Here is a 21190-nt window from a genome sequence, read left to right as displayed (position 1 = left end):
AATTCGATTACTCGTATCGCGACAGGTTAGGAGACCCCGTGCCGACTGGCAACACCGGGCGGGCCGAAAGCTCGCCGCCGACCCGGCGCGTGGTGTCGGTCGTGGAACTGCTCGCCGCGCACGAGGGTTCGCTGACCTCGGCGGAGATCGCCGACGCGCTGGCACTGAATCGCTCCACCGTCGGCGCGATCCTCGGCACCCTCGAGGAATCCGGGTGGGTGCGGCGGTTGCCGGACCTCGGCTATGTGCCCGGCCCGGCGCTGGTGGTGCTGGGTGGGCGGCTGGGCGCTCGGCTGCGCGACCACGAACATCTGACCCGGGAGCTGCGCCGGCTCGCCGAGCGGGTCGCGTGCGGTGCCGCCCTGACCTCGATCGCGGGCGCCGAGGTGATCTTCGTCGCGGTCGCCGGCGGTCCGGGCGTGATTCCGGCCGGCATCGAGGCCGGTACCCGGATTCCGCTGCGCCCACCCGCCGGCGCCGCCGTGCTGGCGCACGCCGGATTACCCGATCAGCGGACCTGGTTGCAGCAGGCGCCGCCGGAGCGACGGGCCGAATTCGAGCAGATCCTGGAAACCGTTCGGGCACTGGGATATTGCGCATGGGTCCTGGACGCCGACAGTCTGCCGACGATGCGCGTCCTCGCCGAGGTGGTCGACCATCTGTCCGGCCATCCGGCGGGCAAGGCACTGCGTGAACGCGTGCTGGCACTGCTCGGCACCATCGGCGGGCACGCGCACACCCGCGCCGATCTGGACAGCGACCGCGAACTGCCGATCAGTTATCTCACCGTCCCCGTCTTCGACAGCGAAGGACAGGTGGCGATGGAACTGCAGATCGGACCGTTGTGTCCCGCCGTCGATCGCGCGGCCCGTGCGGAGTACGTACGCGAAATGACCGCTGCCGCACAGAGGATCGTCTCCGCCGACTGATTACCGCGGTGGTGTGGCGGCGGCGACGACCGCGTCCGCGACGAGGTCGAACGCCGGCAGTTCGGCGGCGCGCGGTTCACATACCCACTGCCGCCGGGGATTGCCGGGAGTGGGCAGCGCGAGCAGTGCTCCCGGCCCCGCCTGGATGACGAAGCGGGTGAACAACGCCAGCGAGCGGGTCCTGGATTCCTCCGGCGGGGTGCCCGGGCATTCGGTCAGGAAGGTCCACACACAACGATCGGGCCCGCCCACACTGATCACCGGACCGGATCGCGGCCCGAGCGAAGCGAGTACGGCGACGCCGAGCAACTCCGGCACGATGACCGCGCGGATGTGATCGTTGCGGGTGACCAGGGCGGCGATCCGGTCGTCGTACCAGGTCGCGCCGAAAACCTTCCGGTATCGAGACCGGGCCTCGACGATCGATCCGTGCGGCCCGGCGGCGGAGTGATCCGCGAATGCAACGGTGGCTGTCATTCGATGATCGTGCTGTGCGTTCGATATCGGCTCGTAGCGACGACGTGACGGCTGTGCTACGGCTGCCTCCGGAGTCGTCCGGGCGGGTGCGGCGACAACCGGCGTGTCGGCATGGAGGAGGGATTTCGGCGGTGGACAGTATCGGAATGTCGAGCGAACCAACTTCCGTGCGCTGGCTGGACGAGCCGCAGAAACACGATTATCCGGCGGCGGCCGACTATCTCCGGCTGCTGGCCGACCCCGAAACCGTCGGAGACCTCGTGGCGAAGCTGCAAGCGGCGCCCGTCGTGCACAAGAAGGCCAAGGATATTCTGCGTGCGGCGCGGCTGGAGCTGGTCCCGCCGGACAATCCGCACGTCCGCGCGGACCTGGCGAAGATCCTGACTGGGCGGCCGTTGTCGCCGATCCTGCTGGTGCAGGGCGATCTGCGCACCGGAACGCCGCTGCAGATCGCCGATGGCTATCACCGGATGTGCGCCTGCTACCACATGGACGAGAACATTCCGATTCCCGCCAAATTGGTGCCGATGCGTGACGGACGACCGACAGCCGCCCCCGCGGACCAGAAGCGCGAATCCGGGAAGTAGGCGCGCGGTGAGTTTCTCGACGCTGGCCCTCGTGCTGGTGCTCGGCCTGGCCGGACCGGTGCTGGCGTGGCGGTCGGCGTGGCACATCCCGGTGATCGTCGGCGAGCTGACGGCCGGAATCATCGTCGGTACCACCGGATTCGGGATCCTCGACGCCTCGGATCCGATGTTCGTCTTCCTCGCCGATATGGGTTTCGCCCTCGTGATGTTCGTCGCCGGAACCCATGTGCCGGTGCGTGATCCGCGAGTCCGCCCGGCCCTCGGGGTGGGTGCGTTGCGTGCCGCGTCGGTCGGCCTGGTCGCGGCGGCGGCCGGATATCTGCTCGCCGCCGCGTTCGGCACCGGCCACGGCGCGATCTACGCCGTGCTGATCGGATCCTCCTCCGCGGCGCTGGTGCTGCCGATCATCGATGCGCAAGGGCTGCGGGGCAGGTCGGTGCTCGAACTGACCGCTCAGGTGGCCATCGCCGACACCGCCTCGATCGTCGCGCTGCCGCTGGTGATCGATCTGGCCGAGGCCGGCCGGGCGGCACTCGGCGCGCTGGCGGTGGCGGCCGCGGCGCTGGTGCTGTTCGTGGCGCTGCGGTGGCTGGAACGTTCCGGGTTGCGCAGGCGGGCGCATCGAGTGTCCGAGGATCGGAAATTCGCGTTGGAGCTGCGAATCAGCCTGGCCGCGGTGTTCGCGCTGGCGGCTCTCGCCACCCGCACCCACGTGTCGATCATGCTGGCGGGATTCGCGGCCGGCCTGGCGGTGGCCGGAATCGGCGAACCCCGGCGGCTGGCGCGGCAACTGTTCGCCGTCACCGAGGGATTCCTCGGTCCGCTGTTCTTCATCTGGCTCGGCGCGCGGCTGAATCTGCGGGAGTTCGCGGACCGGCCACAGTTGATCCTGCTCGGTCTCGGGCTGGGCCTCGCCGCGATCGCCGCGCACCTGCTGATGCGGGTGCTCGGGCAGCCGATCACGCTGGGCGCCCTGGCGGCCACCCAGATCGGAGTGCCGGTCGCGGCGGTGACCGTGGGTAGTCAGCTGCACGTACTGGCCCGCGGTGAGGGGGCGGCGATCATGCTGGGCGCGCTGGTGACGATCGTGATCGCGGTGGGGGCCTCGGTGGCCGCCGGGCGACCGGTCCGGGCGGCCGGTCGCGGCTCGGCCGCCACCGCGGCGGACTAGCGGTCGAGCGCCTGCCGGAACATCGGCCATGAGCGGTGCAGATCCTCCTGCCAGTAACCCCAGGAATGGGTGCCGGTGGCGCGTAGGTCGAATGTCGCGGGAATACTCAACTGCGCCAGCCGATCTCGCAACGTGATGGCGCAGTTGTGTGTCGCGGCCTCCAGGACCCCGCCGTAGACGAGCTGTTCGACGAGTTTGTGTCCGTTGCCGTGAATTCCGGGGCCGTCGAGACCGTCGAGCGGGCCTGGAACACCGTTACCTGTCGATACGTAGATCGCCAGACCGCGCAGCCGATCGGCATTGACGTACGGATCGTGCGCCGCCCACAGCGGATCATCGGGCGCACCCCACAGATTCAGCGGATCCCCGTGCCAGCGCACGACGACTCCGTCGACGAAAGCTTGTCCCAGCGGGTCGCTGGTGCGGGCGCAGCCGCTGTAGGAACCGACTGCCCGATACAGCCCGGGGGAGGCCAGCGCCAGCTGGAAGACCGATGTCCCCGCCATCGAGATACCCGCCACCGCATTGGCTCCCGAACCGTAGAAGGCCGAATCGATGATCGGGGGGAGTTCCGCGGTGAGGAAACTCGCCCACTTCTGCCGTCCCAGGACGGGATCATCGGCGCGCCAGTCGGCGAAGTAGCTGCCGTTGCCGCCCATCGGGGTCACCACCGTGACCTGTTTGTCGCGGAAGAAGCCGACGACATCGGTCTGCTCGGGCCAGCTGCTGGATTCCGATCCGCCGCTGGCCCCGTTGAGCAGGTAGAGCACCGGCGCTGGAGACGAACCATCGGGTGCCCGAAGCACTTTCACATCGATCTCGCGGTTCATCGCCGACGAGTGCACGCGCACGTTCAGCATGCCGTCCTCGCCCTGCTCGACGGCGACGAGATGGGCGCCGTCGGCGGCGGGCCGGGCGGCGGCGGTCAGCGCGGCGATGCTCACCGGCGCCGGTGGCGGGTCGTCCGCCGTGGCCGGGACGGCGCACAGGGCCACGGTCAGCAGTGCCGCCGGTAGGGCGGCGAGGAGTGTACGGCGATCCATCCGGTACCTCTCTCGATCCGGCGGGTTCGGTCGGCGGCCAACGTAGGCCCGCGAAGGAGGTGGTCGCAAGGAGATCCGGCAAGTGTTGGGACCGAGGGCCTATCGGGTTCGACCGGATCTGGGGAAGGTCACAAACTTCGGTGGTGACGGTTGGCGCGGAGGGCTCGGTGGGCGTTGACTCGGTCCGCGTGACCCGGCGGCGTGGCCGGTGCGGGTCGGTCCGTCACTTCTGGACGAAACGAGGTATCCGTGGTCGGTTTCGGTTTCTTCGACGATTGGCATCCGCTGCCCGGCAGGCTGATCGCCTGGTCGCCCGCTCCGCACTCACGCGCGGCGGTGCTCTCCGCGCCCGAGCATCCGATCGGCCCGTCCTACCAGCAGCGCGAATATCTGCGAGCGGCATATCGGCAGCGCGACAGCGGATCTCGCGGCTCCCGGCTGTGCATGATCGCCTTCGACTTCCCCAGTCCGCTGGATCGCGAGGCGATGACCCGGACGATCACCGCGTTCGCCCGCCGCCACGACACCTTCTGGAGTTGGTTCTCGCACGAGCCCGGTGACCGGATCGCGCGGCACGTCGCCGACCCGGACGATATCGAATTCGTGCCCACCGACCACGGCGAGTGCGTCGACAGCCAGACGGTACGCGATCATGTGCAACGCCAGGCGCGAGATGTATTCGACTGGGACTGCTTCGGTTTCGGCGTCATCGACCGCGGCGACTCGTTCACCGTCTACGCCGCCGTCGATCATCTGCACACCGACGGTGTGGGGCAGGCGCTGTCGTGTGTGGACCTGTTGCTGCTCTACGGCAACGAATTGTCCGGCGGCCGGGTGAGTATCGAGCCGGTGGATGGGCATCTGGCGTACTGCGAGCGCGAACTGGCCCACAATGCCGCGCTCACCACCGAATCCTCCCCGGTGCGACGCTGGCTGGATCTGCTGGTCCGCCACGACGGCGCGGTGCCGTCGTTTCCGATGGACCTCGGGGTGACGCCCGGCGGCGGATTCACCGACGGCGCCCAGATCACCGTACCGCTGTTCGCGGAATCGGAGGCGGTGCGGTTCGAGGAGGTCTGCCAGGAATTCGGCGGCAAGTTCCTCGGCGGCCTCTTCGCGGCGATCGCACTCACCGAATACGAATTGACCGGCCGGGACCGCTATTTCGTCTTCACGCCGGTCAACACCCGGTCCACGCCGGGGGAGCAGGCGTCGATCGGCTGGTACACCAGCCTGGTACCGGTCGCGGTGGCGGTGCGGCCGGACGACGGGTTCACCTCACTGGTCGGGCGCGCCCAAGCGCAGACCGACGCGGCCAAGGAACTGGCCGAGGTCTGTGTGCACCGGGTGATCGAACTGGCCGCCGACGATCCCCGCATCCGCACCCGGCTCGGATTCTCCGCGCCGATGGTCTCCTACGTCGACGTCCGGCGGATGGCGGGGGTGGAGATGTTCGACCGTATCAACGGTGGGCTGTACGGCAATCGGGCCAGCTCCAGCGAGGTCTACCTGTGGATCAATCGCTTCCCCGACATCACGACGCTCACCATGGTGTTTCCGGATACGCCCCGCGCGCACGAGGCGATCGACAAGTATCTGTCGACGCTGACCACCCGCTGTCGCGATATCGCTCTGACCGGCACCGAGCGGGTCGGGGCCGCCTTATCGTGACGGTCCGCCAGGGCCCGGGCGCCGCCTCGGAGTGGTGCGAGTGAACGGAGTCGCCGCGCCGACGACACCGGTGGCGCGCGGCACAGCCCCTTCCGCTCCGGTGTGGGTCGGCGTGATCGCGGCGGTGGCGACCGTCGTGCTGGTGGTGCGGGCCGCGCGCTATCGGTGGTTCGGCGACGAGCTGTATTTCTCTGCCGCGGGCCATCATCCGGCTGCCGGATATGTCGATCAAGGACCGCTGATTCCACTGCTCGCGCGGCTGGCCGACGTCGTCGCACCGGATTCGCTGACGGTGTTTCGGCTGCCGGCCATCCTGGCCGGTGCCGTGACGATCGCCGTATCCGCCGCGCTGGCACGGGAATTCGGCGGCGGACCGGCCGCTCGAATCCTGGCGGCGCTCGGATACGCGAGCTGCCCCTATCTGATCACCCAGACCGCGTCGCTGTCGACTTTCGCGCTCGACGGAACCGCGGTCGCGGTGCTGATGTGGCTACTCGTGCGGTGGGTGCGTACCCGTCGCGACCGGCTGCTGCTGGCCGCCGGTGTCGTGGCCGTCATCGATCTGCAGGTGAAACTGCTGCTGCCGGTCTTCGCGGTCGCGGTCGCCGGTGGTATCGCCTGGTGCGGGCCGCGCGATATCGTGCGCCGGCCGGCGCTGTGGTGTGCCGTCGCTGTCGCGACGCTCTCGGCGCTACCGGCCTTGATCTGGCAGTGGCGGCAGGGCTGGCCACAGCTGGCGATGGGTGCGGTGATCCGGGACGAACAACAGGCCGCGACCGGCGGACCGGCGGGGTTGCCGGTGCAGATGGCGACGATGGCCGGTGTGCTGGGAGCGGTCCTGATGATCTGCGGCGCTTACGCTCTCGTGAGCGCGCGGCTGCGCCCCTACCGTTTCCTCGCCGTCACCTCGATCCTCGTACTGCTGTTCGTCGTCGTCGCGGGTGGGCGGCCCTACTATCTCGCCGGGTTGCTGCCGGTGCTGTTCGCCGCCGGAGCGTGCGTGCTGACCGAACGCCCGCCGGTGCGATGGTGGCGGACGGTCAGCGCGGTCGCGGCGGCCGTATCGATCGCGATCGCCGGGGGTGTGGTGCTGGCTCTGCCCTCGCAGGCACCGCCACGGCAGGTGAGCACACGCGCCGAATTGTCCACGCGCATGCGGATATCGGGGACCACGGGCTGGGATGCGCTCGTCGCCGGTGTGGTGAGGGCCGCCGGAACGGGCCACCGGGACGGCGCGGTGCTGACCCGGACCTACTGGCAGGCCGCGGCTCTGGCCCACGCCCGCGATCCGCGCCTGCCACCGGTGTACAGCCCCGATCGCGGATTCGCGGCGTTCGGACGGCCGCCGCCGGCGGCCACGACGATCCTGTTCGTCGATACCGACGCCGCCGAATCACGGTTGCGCCGGACCTTTTCCGAGGTGGAACCCGTCGTGCGGCTCGATGATCCCCGCGGTTTCCCGGGGATCGACGCCCATGTGACCATCTGGCGATGCACCGGTCCGCACGCGGCCTGGGAGCGGATCTGGCCGGAGCTGACGACCAACATTCTGGACCCGGGAATCTGAGGAGATATCGATGTCGTATGCCGCTCCCGCCGCCGAACCGCGCTGCCCCGGCGCGGCCGACCTGATCCGCGCCAAGGGCGAGCGCACCGTGTCGGTCGTCGTACCGGCGCTGAACGAACGCGACACCATCGCCGGGGTGATCGCCTCGATCCGGCCCCTGGTGGGAGGTCTGGTCGACGAACTCGTGGTGGTCGACTCCGGTTCGACCGACGACACCATGGCGCGGGCGGTCGCCGCCGGCGCCGGAGCCGTTCACACCCGGGAGGAGGCGATGCCGGGGGTGCCGGTGCGGGCGGGCAAGGGTGAGGTGCTGTGGCGATCGCTGGCGGTGACGACCGGCGATATCGTGGTCTTCATCGATTCCGATCTGCACGATCCCGATCCGGGTTTCGTGCCCGCGCTGGTCGCACCGCTGCTGCGCGATCCGCGGCTGCATCTGGTCAAGGGGTTCTATCGGCGGCCGCTCGGTGACGATCCGCACGGCGATACCGACGGCGGCGGCCGGGTGACCCAGTTGGTGGCACGTCCGCTGCTGACCGCGCTCGCGCCCGAACTGGCCGATGTGCGCCAGCCACTCGGCGGTGAATATGCCGCAACCCGTGCGCTTCTCGCCGGTATTCCCTTCGCTCCCGGTTACGGCGTCGAGATCGGCATTCTGATCGATGCGTGGCATCGCTACGGGAGAGCCGCGATCGGCGAGGCCGATCTGGGGACTCGCGTCCACCGCAATCGGCCGACCCACGAACTGGCGGTGATGAGCCGACAGATCATCGCGACGCTGCTCGCGCGGCTCGGTATCGCTGATTCGGGGGTGGCGCTGACGCAGTTCCGTCCCGAGGGTCCGGGGTGGCGGCGGGTGTCGACCCCGGTGTCGGCGGCGGACCGGCCGCCGTTCACCACCATCCCAGCAGGGGCTGCAGCCGGCGGCCGAGTTCGGGGCTCAGCGAGCGGGCATAGCTCGCGGTGAAGTGATGCTCGTCGTGGTAGACGAGGATATTGCCGACTTCGACGGGACAGACCTCGGGTTCGCACACGGCGTCGGTGAGGTCGATCGGGAACACGGTCGGGAAGGCGGCCGAGGCGTCCAGCGCCGGGTCGACCGGTGCCAGGGCATCGGCACGCCGCATCCCGCAGCTCATCCGATCGCCGTGCCGGGCCAGGCAATCGATAGCGCGGTAGCGGACTCCGTTGCGGCGCAGCCACGGGGTGTCGCGTACGGCGATCACCTTGATGCCCCTGTCCGACAAGGCTTTCCACACGTCCTGATAATCCTGCGGGGTCTCGTCGCCTCCCGCGTCGACCGGGCGGGTGCCGGTGGTGAACACCCAATCGGGTTGTTCGCTGCCCAGCAGGTCGATCACCTCACGTGACCAGTCACGGCAGTCCGGATTCGGTTCGCCCTTGTACATCGCGTTCGGATCGAGGGTGAGCGGACAGCCCATCTTCAGATGCACCAGGATCCGGAACCGGTGTTGCTCGGCCAGTTGTTGCAGCGCCGGCATCCAGTGCTCGGCATGGGAGTTGCCGACGACCGCGATGGTGTGCGGGGCATCGGCGACACCGTAGGTGCAGGTCACCACATCGCGGTGATCCCAGTCGGCGATACAGCCGTCGACGGTCGGACTGGGTAGTTCCGCCGGCGCTTCGTACAGCGTGGGCCGCATCCGGGCCCGAGGTACCGAGGCACCGTCGGCCAGGGCCTCGGCGCCGGGATACAGCACCGGATCGAGGATGCCGACCGCGCGGGGCGGATGGGCCTGCACGACGGCACTCCACGCCACCGCGGCCGAGGCGACGACCGCCGCCGTCACCGACAGCGCGACCCCGGCGGTGCGGCGATACCGCGGCCCGAACGCCGGTGCGGCGGAGTCCTGCTGAGGGCGGCGGATCCGCAGCGGCTGTTCGATGTAGCGATGTGTGAGAAAGGCCAGCACCAGTGAGATGGCCACCACGATCAGCCCGCCGGCGAAGCCGGCGTGGGCGCCGCCGCTCTCGGCCAGCAGGAAGATCAGCAGCGGCCAGTGCCACAGGTACAGCGAGTAGGCGAGGTCGCCGAGTCCGACCAGTGGCGCTGAGGCGAGTAGCCGGTTCAGCCATGGCTGCCCCGCCGCCTCCACTCCGGCACCGGACAGGATCAGCGCGACGGCCGCGCCCACCGGCAGCAGCGCGACCGGTCCCGGGTACTGGTTCGCGCCGTCGGTGATCCAGCCGCCGCCCGCGACGATCAGCAGACCCGCGACGGCCAGGATCACCCGCACCACACGCGGCGCCCGCAGTGCGGTCGCGGCCAGCGCCAGCCCGGCGCCGACCAGGAGCTCCCAGGCCCGGGCCGCGCTGTCGTAGTAGTTCCAGCCCTGATGGGTCGCCGACCCGTGGGCGGCGTAGAGGAACGAAGCGATCGCGGCCACCGTGATCACCGCGGCCAAGGCCGGGCGGACCGCGCCGGGCCGCCCCAGGCGCCGGCACGTCCAGACCGTCGCCGCTACCGCGAGCAGGGCCACCAGATAGTACTGCCCCTGTACCGACATCGACCACAGATGCTGCAGCGGACTCACCGAGGGATCGGCGGCCAGATAGTCCGACCAGGTCAGCGCGAGCCGCCAGTTCTGGTAGTACAGCAGCGAGGCCAGCGTCTGGCCGGCCAGGTCGCCCCACTGTGTGTAAGGCCGCAGCGTGACGGTGGCCACGAGAACCGCGCCGAGTACTACGACCAGCGCCGGCAGCAGCCGTCGTGCGGTGCGTCGCAGCGTCTCGCCGACCCCGATCGTGTCGCCGTTCACGGCGCGCCGCAACAGCGAACCGGTGAAGAAATAGCCCGACAGCACCAGGAAGATATCGACCCCGCCGGAGACCCGGCCGAACCAGATGTGGAACACCACGACCAGCGCGATCGCGAGACCGCGCAGACCATCCAGATCCCGGCGGTAGGCGAGTGCCGCCCGCTCGGTCGCCGTCGCGCTCACCGTCGCGGGCATGGCGGCGCAGCGGTATCGACGGAGTGAACGGAAGGGGCGGATGACACGACAATTCCCTATCACACCGGCCGGACCCCGGACCAACTCCGCGCGCGCGTCGTGCCTCGGATCTTGATTGCGCCGACCTGGTGACGGTACGGTTTGGGCATTCACCTAAGGTGGTCGCCCAAGGCGACCGCCGAGTCCTGTTCGCGGAGAGGAGCCTCGATGGTCACCGCCGCCGAACAGGGCCGCGACACCCGCGACCGGCTGATGGACGCCGCGGTCGCCCTGATCGACGAACGGGGCTGGGGTGCGGTCACCACCCGGCTGGTCGCCGACCGTGCCGGAGTCCGCGCCGGTCTGGTGCACTACCACTTCCGGTCGGTGGACGATCTCCTGATCGACGCCGCGTTGCGGACGGTGCGCCGGCTCGTCGACGGCGTGGCCGCCACCGCCGTGGATGATTCCGGCTCGGGCATCGCGGCACTGCTGGCGCGCATCGCCGAATTCGACGATGCCGCCGCCGGCACCCGGATCTTCAGCGAAACACTGCTGGCCGCGACCCGGCGCGACCGGCTGCGCGCGGGACTGGCCGGTGTCCTCGCCGAATTCCGCGCCACCCTGTCCGCCCGGCTCGAGACCACCGTCGCCGATCCGGAGGCCACCGCGGCGGTGCTGGTGGCCGCGCTGGACGGACTCGTCCTGCATCGGCTCATCGACCCGCGCGTCCGCGCACTGGATGCCGGCGCCGCACTGGGCCGGCTGGCCGGAATCGAACCACCGTCGAAGGAGTAGCCATGACGCTCGCCGATACCGCCGCCGGCTTCGGCGCCCGCGCCCAGTGGTACCGCACTATCGAGGCCGAGCCGTCCGTGCGGGTGTGGGCGGGCCTGCGGCGCGCGATCCCGGCCCGGGCCGCCGCGATGGATGCCGTGGAATCGGCTGCGGCCCTCGACCATTACATTCGGGTGCGCCCCAGGGCGTGGGAGCGGCCGCGTGCGGTGATCGAGCGAGCCACCGGCGCACCGGTCGATACGTTGCCGATGGTTCGATTGAAGTCGCGGTAGCCGCCGACGCGCGATCCGAATGCGGCGCGGCCCCCGCTGTGTCCCGTAGCGTCGAGGCCGATGCGCAGTCGAGACGAAACGGGGCAGCCGATGGAAGACCGGATCGAGCAGCTGGCAACGCAATTGGATCTTCCGGCGAAATTGCGACTCATTTCCGGCGCCGGGATGTTCCGCATGGCCGGCGATCCCGCCATCGGTCTGGCCGAGATGCCGGTATCGGACGGTCCGTCTGGGGTGCGCGGCGAGAACTGGGACGAACGCGATCCGTCGGTGAGCCTGCCGTCGGGTACCGCGCTGGCGGCCACCTGGGATCGGGATCTGCTCACCGAGATCGGCGCCCTGATCGCGGCGCAGGCGCACCGCAAGAAGGTCCACGCCGTCCTGGGCCCGACCGTCAACCTGCACCGATCTCCGCTCGGCGGAAGGCATTTCGAGTGCTTCTCCGAGGATCCGATGCTCACCGCCGAGATCGCGGCGGCCTATGTGCGCGCGGTGCAGGCCCACGGCGTCAGCGCCTGCCCGAAACACTACGTCGCCAACGATTCCGAGACCGACCGCTTCACCGTCGACGTCCGGGTCGCCGCGCGCGCCCTGCGCGAGCTGTACCTGTATCCGTTCGAGCGCGCGGTCGAGGCGGGCACCTGGATGGTGATGGCCGCCTACAACAGCGTCGCCGGTGCCACCATGACCGAATCACCACTCCTGGACGAACCACTCAAGGGCAGTTGGGGATTCGACGGCGTGGTGGTGTCGGACTGGACCGCGGTACGCACCACCGCGAGCGCCGCCCACGGGACCGATCTCTGCATGCCGGGCCCCTCCCCACTGTGGGGCGCCGACCTGGCCGACGCGATCGCCGCGGGGACGGTCCCGGAAGCCGCCGTCGACGAAAAGGTCAGGCGCATCCTGCGTTTCGCCGAGCGGGTGGGCGGGCTGGCACCGGCGCCCGGGACCTCCGCGGCCGCGCGGCCGGAGGCGGAGATCACCGACGAAGGGGCCCGCGAGCTGGTGCGCCGTGCCGCCGCGGCGGCGATGGTGCTGGTGCACAACGACGGTGTGCTGCCGCTGCCCCCGCGAACCTCGGTCGCCCTGCTCGGTCCGGCCGCCGCCGAGCCGCGGTACATGGGTGGCGGGAGTGCGACCGTGATCCCGGATCACACCGTGACCCCGATGGAGGGTCTGTCCGCGGTATTGCCGGTGACCCACACCGCGGGCGTCCGGTTGAGCGAGGACCTGAGCCCTGTCCCGCTGGACCTGGTCACCGATCCGGTCACCGGAACGCCCGGGCTGTGCCTGCGCTACCTCGACGGTGACCGGGTTCTCGACACTCAGCACCGCACCGCCGGGCGGTTGGTGCTTTTCGGCGATCCACATGCGGCGGCCGCGACCGCGATCGAGGTGAGCGCGCGGTTGCGGGCCGATGTCGCCGGTGTGTGGCGGATCGGTGTCGCCGCGCTCGGGCATTGTGTCCTGGAACTGGACGGCGAGCGCGTGATCGATACCGAGATCGCCTTCGACGGCTCGGATCCGGTTGCCGCACTCCTGGATCCGCCGCAGCGTTTCGTCGAGCGCGACCTCGAGGCCGACCGGACGGTGCAGGTTCGGATCACCGTCGGCGCCGGTGAGGCGGCCGCGGGGCTGGGCATGATCCTCGGTGTGGGACTCGGCATCGCCCGCCCGCAGCGAGAACCGGAGGCCGAATTCGCGGCCGCGATCGAGGCCGCACGCGGTGCCGATGTCGCCGTGGTGGTCGTCGGGACCACCGACCAGCTCGAGAGCGAGGGGCGTGACCGGACCACTCTCGCGCTGCCGGGCCGCCAGAACGATCTCGTCGCGGCGGTGGCCGCGGCCAATCCGCGCACGGTCGTGGTGGTGAATTCCGGTGCGCCGGTGGAGATGCCGTGGCGCGAGGATGTCGCGGCGGTACTGCTCACCTGGTTCCCTGGCCAGGAATTCGGTGCCGCCCTGGCCGATGTTCTCACCGGTGCGGCCGAGCCCGGTGGCCGGTTGCCCACCACCTGGCCGAAGGAACTCGCGGACGTGCCGGTCTCGGATACGGTTCCCGATGCCGACGGCACCCTCGCCTATTCCGAAGGTGTGCACATCGGATACCGGGCCTGGCTGCGCGAGGGGGTGCAACCGGCCTACCCGTTCGGTCACGGGCTCGGCTACACGGTCTGGGAACTGAGCGATCTGGTGGTCGAGGGCCGCGAGGTCGAGGTGAGCGTGGCCAATATCGGCGAACGGACCGGAAAACAGGTCGTGCAGGTCTACCTGTCGCGTGAGGACAGCGCGATCGAGCGGCCGGTGCGCTGGCTGGCCGCGTTCGCCGCGGTCACCATCGAGGCCGGCGGGCAGCGCCGGGTGCGGATCACGGTGCCGCAGCGGTCGTTCCAGCATTGGACCGAGGAGGGGTGGGCGACCGAATCCGGGCCGTTCACCGTGCACGTCGGTACCTCGGTCATCGCCCTGCCGTTGACCGCGCCGATCGAGTGATCGCCACCGGCGGTGTGAAATCGGGGCTAGCATACTGGACGAGTGACCAGTAATCTCCGGTGCACACGGTTGGACGAGACGGCCGCGGTGTGGCGGCCGGTACCGAAGGAGCGATCAGTGACGTTTACCCGGCGATCGATGCTGGCCGGTACCGTAACCGCCGCAGTGGCGGCAGGCATGACGGCGACCGGCTCCGCGGGGGCGTCGCCGGGCCGTGCGACCGATGCGGGGGCGGGGTATCTGGTCGGCGCCGGAATCGCCGATGTCACCGGCGCGGTCGCCGGCCAGGGCATGATGGGCTATTCCGAGCTGGACCAGGTCGCCACCGGGCTGCTGATGCGGACCTGGGCGCGGGCCTATGTCGTGGTCGATCAGGCGACCGGCGACCGGGTGGCGTTCGTCAGCGCCGATATCGCCTGTCTGTTCCAGTCGGTCCACCTGGCCGTGATGCAGCGGCTGGCACAGCGTTTCGGCGGGCTGTACACCGAACGCAATGTCAATCTCAACGCCACGCACAATCACAACTCCTGTGGTGGCACCGCGCGCGAATACGCGTATTCGCTGGCCGCGTACGGATTTCAGGGCAACTCCCATCAGGCCGAGGTCGACGGCATCGTCGCCGCACTCGTGGCCGCGCACGAGAATCTGGCGCCCGGCACGCTGTCGCTCGGGCACGGCGAACTTCACGACGCCTCCGCCAACCGCTCCCGGGTGGCCTTCGACCTGAACCCGCCCGAGGACAAGGCGGAATTCCCGAACGCCATCGACCCGCAGGTGACGGTCCTGCGCCTGCGGCAGGGCTCGAAGGACATCGGTGCGATCACCTGGTTCGCGACCCACGGCACCTCGCTGACCGACGCCAACACGCTGATCTCGGCCGACAACAAGGGCTATGCCAGCTACCGCTGGGAGCACGACGAGATGGGCGTGCGCCACGGTGCCGGCACACCCGCGTTCGTGGCGGCGTTCGCGCAGACCAACGCCGGCGATATGACCCCGAACCTCGCGCTGACGCCGTGGCATCCCTCCGGCCCCACCGAGGACAACCGCGCCAACTGCGCATTGATCGGCGAGCGCCAATATCAGGCCGGGCGTGCGGCTTTCGATACGGCGCGACCGATGGGCAGCGGGGGAGTCGATGCCGCGCTGCGGTACCTGAACATGGCCGACATCGCGATCGACGGCTCCTATACCCCTGACGGCAAGCCCGCCCGCACCGCCCCCGCGATGATGGGTGCCGCCGCGGCGGCGACGAGTTCGGAGGACAACTGGAAGACCCAGCTATCGTTCCTGCAGGAGGGCGAGGCCAATCCGGTGATTGCGGCCCTCGGTGGGCTCGACGGGCCGATCGAGGGGTGGATGCGGGATGCGCAGGCGCCCAAGCTGATCGTCGCGCCGCTCGGTGTACTGCCGCCACGCCCGTGGGTGCCGCTGACCGTGCCCATCCAGATCCTGCGCATCGGAGATCTGGTGCTGGCTTCGGGCCCGGCGGAGTACACCGTGGTTTCGGGCCTGCGGATCCGGCGGGTGGTGGCGCACGCGCTGTCGGTCCCGCTGGAAAATGTACTGCTGCAGGGATATTCGAACGGCTACTGCGGTTATGTGACGACTCCGGAAGAGTACGCGTCGCAGCAGTACGAGGGCGGCGAGACCCTCTACGGCCGGTGGACGCTACCAGCCTATGTGCAGGAATTCGATCGACTGGCTCGTGCGGTCGCCGCGCGCACCGATCTCGGGCGGGGGCCCGCGCCGCTTGATTGGAACTCCGGCCCGCAGCCGAATCTGCTGCCACCGGTGCCCGCCGATATGCCGATGGCCGGCCGGGCGTTCGGTGAGGTGGTGACGGCTCCGAAGCCGGGTTACGGGCGCGGTGATACCGTCACCGTGGAGTTCTGTGGTGCCCATCCGAACAATGATTTCCACACCGGCGCTACGTATTTCGAGGTGCAGCGGGCCGAGGGATCAGGGTGGCGGCCGGTCTTCGACGACAACGACTGGTGCACCGAACTGCACTGGTCGCGGCCGTCCGGGCAGCCCGCGGCCTCGCTGGTCGCCGTGCACTGGACGGTGCCCGATCGGGCCGAGGCCGGCCGGTACCGCATCGAGTATCGCGGCGACCGGCGCGACGGCGCCGTGACGACCCCGTTCACCGGCACCTCCGCCGAATTCACCGTGGGCTGAACGACTCTCGCGGACGGCTACTCCCTGGGCAGGGTGTCGAGGTAGGCCGCCATCGCCTGCCCGGCCGAGGCGAGCGGTGTGGTCGATCGCAGGGTGCGGCTGAGGATGAACGAACCCTCGAGGGCGCCCAGCACCGCGATCACGAAGTCGTGCGCCGCCGTCGCCGCGAGGCCGCGTGACCGGAAATACGCACCGCCCTGATCGATCCAGGAGTCGATCACCTCGGCGGTGACCTCGCGCAATGCCGGTTCGCTGTCGGCGACCTCGCCGGCCACCGTGCCGACCGGGCACATGTTCATCCACCCGGACTGCTCGATCTGTTCGGCGGCCGCGGTGAACGCCGCGACGACCGCCTCGCGCAGATCCGGATGGGGGTCCATCAACAGCGGAAGCAGCTGGATGTAGGCGGCACCGCTGGTGCGCAGCGCCGCTGCCGCGATCTGCTGTTTTCCCTGCGGGAAATGGTGATACAGCGAGCCGATGGGGGCATGTGCGGCCGTGGTGATCTGTTTGACGCTGGTGGCGCCGTACCCCTGCCGCCGCATCAACTCCGCGGTCGCGGTGACGATGCGCTCGGCGGTCGGGCTTGACACGATCTCGGGCATGCTCCCATACTAGAACAAACGCTCTAGAGCGAGTGTTCTAGCAGGTGAGAGCGATTTTCCAAGGCCCGGATAGCGGGCGATGCGGAGGTGGGCCGATATGCCGGTGATCGACGTCGCTGCCGGGCCGATTCATTACGCCGACGAGGGGCAGGGCCCGCCGGTGGTCCTGCTGCACGGATTGATCATGGATCACACCGTGTGGGATCGGGTGATGCCGCTGCTGCCCAGCGGATTTCGATATCTGCGGCCGGTGCTGCCCCTGGGGGCCCACCCCGAGCCGATGCGCGCCGACGCCGATCTGAGCCTGCCCGGATTGAACGCGATCATCGCGGACTTCCTCGCCGCCCTCGATCTCGACGACGTCACTCTCGTGCACTCGGACTGGGGCGGGGGACTGTTCCTCACCGCCTACGGCCTCGACGAACGTGTCTCGCAGCTGGTGGCCCTGCCCTGCGAGGCCTTCGACAACTTCCCGCCGGGAGTACCCGGCAAACTGGCGGTGCTCGCCGCGCGGATACCCGGCGGGTTGTCGCTCGCGCTGCGGCAGCTGCGCATCGGGTGGTTGCGCCGGGCACCGTTCCTGTTCGGCCGGATGGCCCGCCGCCCGCTGCCCGACGACCTGATGGACGGCTGGACCACGCCGGCGATGCGCGAGCCGGCGATCCGCCGCGATATCCGGAAGTACGGACTGTCGCTACCGCCGCCGGAGCAGCTGATCGCGAATACCGATGCGCTGCGCAAATTCCCGGGCAGGTCGCTGGTGCTGTGGTCCTCGGCGGGCAAGGTGATGCCGCGCGGCCACGGGCGCCGGCTCGCCGAACTGCTGCCCCAGGGGCGGCTGGTCGAGCTCGACGACGCCTATGTGCTCTCTATGCTGGACCGGCCCGACGCCGTGGCCGCCGAACTCACCGCGTTCCTCACCGAGGCCTGATCGCCCGCGCCGCGCGGATCGCCTGATGCGCCTACTCGTGCGCGCGGGCCTCGTTGAGCCGCTGCCGCGCGGTCTCGGCCGCGTGTTCGGCGCGCTCGCGGGCCAGGTGGGACAACACCGCACCACGATGCTTGGCGGCCTCGGCCCATTCGCCGCCGTGTTCGCGAGCGGCCTCGGCCCATTCGGCGCCGCGGGCCCGCGCGATCTCTGCCCAGTCGCCACGGTGATCACCGGCGGTGGCGGCGAACTCGGTGCCCTTGCGTTTGGCGATCTCGGCCAGGTCCTCGCCGTGTTCACGGGCGGCCGCGGCGAGGGTCTCGCCGTGGCGTTTGGCCGTCTCGGCCCACTCACCACGATGGTCGAGGGCGTTCCCGGCCAGCTCGGCGCCGCGGTTACGGGCCAGATCCGCCCATTCGGTGCCGTGTTCGCGTGCTACCTCGGCGATCTCACCGCCGCGTGACTGGGCCACGGCGGCCAGATCGGCGCCGCGGTCGGCGGCCACGGCGGCGAGTTCCTTGCCGCGAACGGCCTGCTGCTGCAGCCGATCGCGCACGGTCTCGGTCGTCGTGGCGGTGAACGGCAGGGCGGCGGCGGCCCGGCGGGCGGCACGCCGGCCGCGCCAGCCCAGCGAGGGTTTGCCCTCGGTATCGGCGGACGCGATCAGCAGCCCGCCCAGTAGCCCGACGTCCTTGAGGAACGCGGTGCGTTTGGCGGCCCGATGCTGCGGATCGGATTCGTTCCAGAAATCCTGCTCGGTGACGGTGGCCGGAACCACGCTCGCCGCCAGGGCCAGGGCGGACAGGCGAGGCGCACGGCCGAGCGCCAGCAAGGTTCCGGCGCCGACCCGGACGACGGCGTTGATCCGGACGACCTTCGCCGGGTCGCCCGGGAGTTTGGCCGATACCGAATCCGGCAGGCGCTGCTCACCATGGGACACCAGGGTGGTGGCGGCCTGCGTTCGTGATTCGGGATGCATCAGAGTGTCGATGCCGTCGACGACGAATACCGATGCGAGCAGCGGACGGGCCAGGCGGCGAATCAACATATGGAAAATCCCTTCCTCAACGGTCTCGTTCCGGCGGATTCCCCCGATGCGGCGTCTCAATCACCCGAGACGCGAGGTGGGCCTCAGGGCACGACTGTAACCGGCCAGCGTCCGGCTTTCACCAGACGCACCGCGACCGATCCGATGATTCGATGTCCGGCCTTCTCCGAGGCGCCGACCACCACACCGTCGGCCTTCAGTTCGTCGGCTACCTCGGACAACACCGTGAACGGATCGCCGCGGCGGGTGATGAACTTCCAGCGGATGCGGTAGACGTCCTCGACCTTCTCCGCGTGTTCGCGAATCTGGCGGGCCAGATCCTCGGCCACCTCGGCGGTCGCGCCCTGCACATCGACGCCGTAGGCGCCGGCCATGGCCATCCACGGTTGCACGTAAATCATTGCCAGCAGGGCGTTCTGCCGCCGAGCCAGACCGGCGGCGTAGGAGGTCGCCCGCCAGGAGGCGTCCGAACCATCGATGCCGACCATGATCACGCGCGGCCCGTCGGTGCCCAGCTCGAAGCCCGACGACAGGCCCGGCGCCCACTCCGGAGTTTTCTCTTCGGCCACGCCGTCGAGCCTAGAGCAGGCCGAGAAGATCGCGCAGGGTCCGCAACTGGTCGGCAGACAGCGACGACAGGGTGGGCGGCGGCGGATCCGGGGTGGCCTTGGCCGCTGCGACCACCTCGCGGCCGGCGTCGGTGATGGTGACCAGTTTCGAGCGCCGATCGGCCGGATCCATCTCGCGCGCCACCAGCCCACGCTGTTCGAGATCGTTGACCACCACCGTGGTGGCCGGCGCGTCCATGGCGGCGCTGCGGGCCAGCTCCTTGAGCTGCAGCGGTCCGGGCAGCAACCGGCGCAGGACACGGAACCTGCTGAAAGGCATGCCTATCCGCTCGGTGACCGCGCGCTTCCACGGATCGCGGGTGTCCTGGACGATATGGGTCAGCAGCAGCCAGACCTCCTCGGGAGTCGGTGCTGCGGACGACACCGGCTGGGGGGACGGGGGTTCATCGAGCATGGACGGGCACCTTGTGTTCGAGCAGGGGAGCGATTCGGTCGCGCGAGCGTAGCGCCCACGCGGTGTTGGCGCCGATGCCCAGTGCCACGATGCAGGCGGCCAGGGCGGCGACCACCCACCACAGTCCCGCCCCGGTGAGCAGACCGCACAAGGCCACACCGACGCTCACCCCGACCTGACGGCTGGTGGAGGCCACCGCCGCCGCGGCTCCGGCCCGGTCGAGCGGCATCCCGCTCACGGCGGCCGTCGTGATGGGGGCGTTGACCATGCCGAATCCGATGCCGAAGATCGCGAACATGACGATCAGCTGCCAGATCGGGGTATCGGCCCGCAAGGTCGTCAGCAACGCGGCCGCGACCGCCAGCAGCGTGCCGGCCACCACCAGCGACGGCCGCGTTCCGTGGCGCCCGACCATCCGCCCCGACAGCGGTGAACAGATCAGCATGCCCAGGGCCATCGGCAGATACAGCAGTCCGGTGTGCACGGCCGAGTAGTGCCGGACCCCTTGGAGATACAGCGAGGCGCTGAACAGGAAAGCGCCCAACCCGGCGAATGCGCAGACCGCGGTCAGGGTGGCCGCCGAGAACGGGACACTGCGGAAGAAGCGCAGGTCGATGAACGGCGAGTGATGCCGCCACTCGACGTAGACGAATCCGGCCAGGGCCACAGCGGTCACCGCGAGGATTTCCGGCTGGTGTTCGATCAGCCCGAAGACCAGCGTGAACATCACGACGATCGCCAGCCCCTGGCCCAGCGGATCGATACCGCGAGCCGTCGCCGATTTCGATTCCGGGACGAAGATCGTGGTCAGTACCAGCGCGATCGCGCAGATCGGCAGGTTTATCCAGAACACCGACTGCCATCCCAGCGCATCGATCAGCACACCGCCGACCATGGGGCCCAGCGCGGTGGAGATGCCAACCACACCACCCCATACGCCGACCGCGCGCGCTCGCTCCATCCGCCCGGTGAAGACCGTGGTGATGATCGACATCGCGATGGGATTCAGCATGGATCCGCCGATCGCCTGCACGAACCGCGCGCCGATCAGAAGATCGATGGTCGGGGCCAGGCTGCACAGCAGTGAGCCGAGCGCGAAGACGGCCAGTCCGATGCGGAACATGCGCTTACGTCCGAAGCGGTCGGCGGTGGCGCCGGAGAGCATGAGAAGGCTGGCGAGCGTCAGCGTGTAGATATCGACGATCCACTGCAGGCGTGACAGCGGTGCGTCCATGTCCGAGCGAATGGTTGGTATCGCGACGTTCACGATGGTCGCGTCCATCGACGAGATCAGCAGGCTCAGACAGCAGGTGACCAGCACGATCGTCTTGTGGCGTGAACTCGGCGCCGAATTAGTTGTAGGCACACAATGATTGTGAGACCACAACTAAATCGAGGCAAGGGGTGTGAGCTAGTTCACTGCGTGGTCGCTGGAGTCGC

Annotated in this window: 19 protein-coding genes; 11 read left to right on the top strand and 8 right to left on the bottom strand. The window is 69.5% G+C overall.

What is annotated here, in order from left to right; genetic code table 11:
• The first annotated feature begins 38 nt into the window (after positions 1-38).
• Positions 39-929 (top strand): IclR family transcriptional regulator, encoded by an 891-nt coding sequence (locus LKD76_RS19050; RefSeq protein ID WP_227982674.1) that lies wholly within the window; start codon positions 39-41, stop codon positions 927-929.
• Here LKD76_RS19050 and LKD76_RS19045 read toward each other — a convergent pair whose 3' ends face one another.
• Positions 930-1406, bottom strand: coding sequence for a hypothetical protein (locus LKD76_RS19045; protein WP_227982673.1), 477 nt, complete (start codon positions 1404-1406; stop codon positions 930-932).
• Positions 1407-1552: 146 nt separating this feature from the next.
• On the opposite strand from LKD76_RS19045, the gene LKD76_RS19040 reads away from it, so the two are divergent.
• Together LKD76_RS19040 and LKD76_RS19035 are read left to right on the top strand one after the other, a co-directional pair.
• Complete coding sequence (locus tag LKD76_RS19040) at positions 1553-1993, top strand: hypothetical protein (protein ID WP_227982672.1); 441 nt, start codon at positions 1553-1555, stop codon at positions 1991-1993.
• A 7-nt stretch (positions 1994-2000) separates the two neighbouring features.
• Positions 2001-3164, top strand: a complete 1164-nt coding sequence (locus LKD76_RS19035; RefSeq protein WP_227982671.1) for a cation:proton antiporter — start codon at positions 2001-2003, stop codon at positions 3162-3164.
• Here the strand turns inward: LKD76_RS19035 and LKD76_RS19030 are convergent.
• Positions 3161-4207, bottom strand: coding sequence for an alpha/beta hydrolase (locus tag LKD76_RS19030; RefSeq protein WP_227982670.1), 1047 nt, complete (start codon positions 4205-4207; stop codon positions 3161-3163). The genes LKD76_RS19035 and LKD76_RS19030 overlap by 4 nt on opposite strands.
• 249 nt (positions 4208-4456) lie before the next feature.
• Between LKD76_RS19030 and LKD76_RS19025 the strand changes: the two genes are divergently transcribed.
• Genes LKD76_RS19025 through LKD76_RS19015 form a run of 3 tightly spaced genes read left to right on the top strand, consistent with a single transcriptional unit; the run spans position 4457 to position 8412 of the window.
• Complete coding sequence (locus tag LKD76_RS19025) at positions 4457-5878, top strand: condensation domain-containing protein (RefSeq protein ID WP_227982669.1); 1422 nt, start codon at positions 4457-4459, stop codon at positions 5876-5878.
• 40 nt (positions 5879-5918) lie between these two features.
• On the top strand, positions 5919-7445 hold the full coding sequence (locus LKD76_RS19020; protein WP_227982668.1) for a glycosyltransferase family 39 protein: 1527 nt from the start codon (positions 5919-5921) through the stop codon (positions 7443-7445).
• Between the two features lie 10 nt (positions 7446-7455).
• The gene (locus LKD76_RS19015; protein ID WP_227982667.1) at positions 7456-8412 is read left to right on the top strand and encodes a glucosyl-3-phosphoglycerate synthase; all 957 of its coding nucleotides are present in this window, start codon (positions 7456-7458) and stop codon (positions 8410-8412) included.
• Here the strand turns inward: LKD76_RS19015 and LKD76_RS19010 are convergent.
• Positions 8339-10420, bottom strand: coding sequence for an acyltransferase family protein (locus tag LKD76_RS19010; protein ID WP_372465869.1), 2082 nt, complete (start codon positions 10418-10420; stop codon positions 8339-8341). The two genes, LKD76_RS19015 and LKD76_RS19010, sit on opposite strands and share 74 nt — an antisense overlap.
• 207 nt (positions 10421-10627) lie before the next feature.
• Between LKD76_RS19010 and LKD76_RS19005 the strand changes: the two genes are divergently transcribed.
• The 4 genes from LKD76_RS19005 to LKD76_RS18990 all read left to right on the top strand — a co-directional run bounded on the left by LKD76_RS19005 (position 10628) and on the right by LKD76_RS18990 (position 16146).
• Complete coding sequence (locus LKD76_RS19005) at positions 10628-11197, top strand: TetR/AcrR family transcriptional regulator (RefSeq protein WP_227982665.1); 570 nt, start codon at positions 10628-10630, stop codon at positions 11195-11197.
• 2 nt (positions 11198-11199) lie between these two features.
• On the top strand, positions 11200-11469 hold the full coding sequence (locus LKD76_RS19000) for a hypothetical protein (protein WP_227982664.1): 270 nt from the start codon (positions 11200-11202) through the stop codon (positions 11467-11469).
• Between the two features lie 60 nt (positions 11470-11529).
• Complete coding sequence (locus tag LKD76_RS18995; RefSeq protein WP_227982663.1) at positions 11530-13965, top strand: beta-glucosidase; 2436 nt, start codon at positions 11530-11532, stop codon at positions 13963-13965.
• A gap of 117 nt (positions 13966-14082) precedes the next feature.
• Positions 14083-16146 (top strand): neutral/alkaline ceramidase, encoded by a 2064-nt coding sequence (locus LKD76_RS18990; RefSeq protein ID WP_227982662.1) that lies wholly within the window; start codon positions 14083-14085, stop codon positions 16144-16146.
• 17 nt (positions 16147-16163) lie between these two features.
• Here LKD76_RS18990 and LKD76_RS18985 read toward each other — a convergent pair whose 3' ends face one another.
• Positions 16164-16751 (bottom strand): TetR/AcrR family transcriptional regulator, encoded by a 588-nt coding sequence (locus tag LKD76_RS18985; protein WP_227982661.1) that lies wholly within the window; start codon positions 16749-16751, stop codon positions 16164-16166.
• Positions 16752-16848: 97 nt separating this feature from the next.
• Here LKD76_RS18985 and LKD76_RS18980 point away from each other — a divergent pair, with 97 nt between their 5' ends.
• On the top strand, positions 16849-17682 hold the full coding sequence (locus tag LKD76_RS18980; protein ID WP_227982660.1) for an alpha/beta fold hydrolase: 834 nt from the start codon (positions 16849-16851) through the stop codon (positions 17680-17682).
• Positions 17683-17713: 31 nt separating this feature from the next.
• Here the strand turns inward: LKD76_RS18980 and LKD76_RS18975 are convergent, their stop codons facing one another.
• The 4 genes from LKD76_RS18975 to LKD76_RS18960 all read right to left on the bottom strand — a co-directional run bounded on the left by LKD76_RS18975 (position 17714) and on the right by LKD76_RS18960 (position 21116).
• Complete coding sequence (locus LKD76_RS18975; RefSeq protein WP_227982659.1) at positions 17714-18727, bottom strand: DoxX family protein; 1014 nt, start codon at positions 18725-18727, stop codon at positions 17714-17716.
• Between the two features lie 83 nt (positions 18728-18810).
• On the bottom strand, positions 18811-19296 hold the full coding sequence (locus tag LKD76_RS18970; RefSeq protein ID WP_227982658.1) for a universal stress protein: 486 nt from the start codon (positions 19294-19296) through the stop codon (positions 18811-18813).
• 10 nt (positions 19297-19306) lie between these two features.
• Entirely contained in the window at positions 19307-19750 is a 444-nt protein-coding gene (locus tag LKD76_RS18965) for a MarR family winged helix-turn-helix transcriptional regulator (RefSeq protein WP_227982657.1), read from the bottom strand.
• Positions 19740-21116: an MFS transporter gene (locus tag LKD76_RS18960; protein ID WP_227982656.1), complete on the bottom strand. Its 1377-nt coding sequence runs from the start codon at positions 21114-21116 to the stop codon at positions 19740-19742. Before LKD76_RS18960 ends, LKD76_RS18965 begins: the two co-directional genes overlap by 11 nt.
• Positions 21117-21190 lie beyond the last annotated feature (74 nt).

Origin of the sequence: Nocardia spumae (genome assembly GCF_020733635.1) — a bacterium.
GTDB classification, from domain to species: domain Bacteria; phylum Actinomycetota; class Actinomycetes; order Mycobacteriales; family Mycobacteriaceae; genus Nocardia; species Nocardia spumae.
The sequence above is the reverse complement of the archived record's forward strand: the minus strand, read 5'-3'. Positions and strand labels throughout refer to the sequence as shown.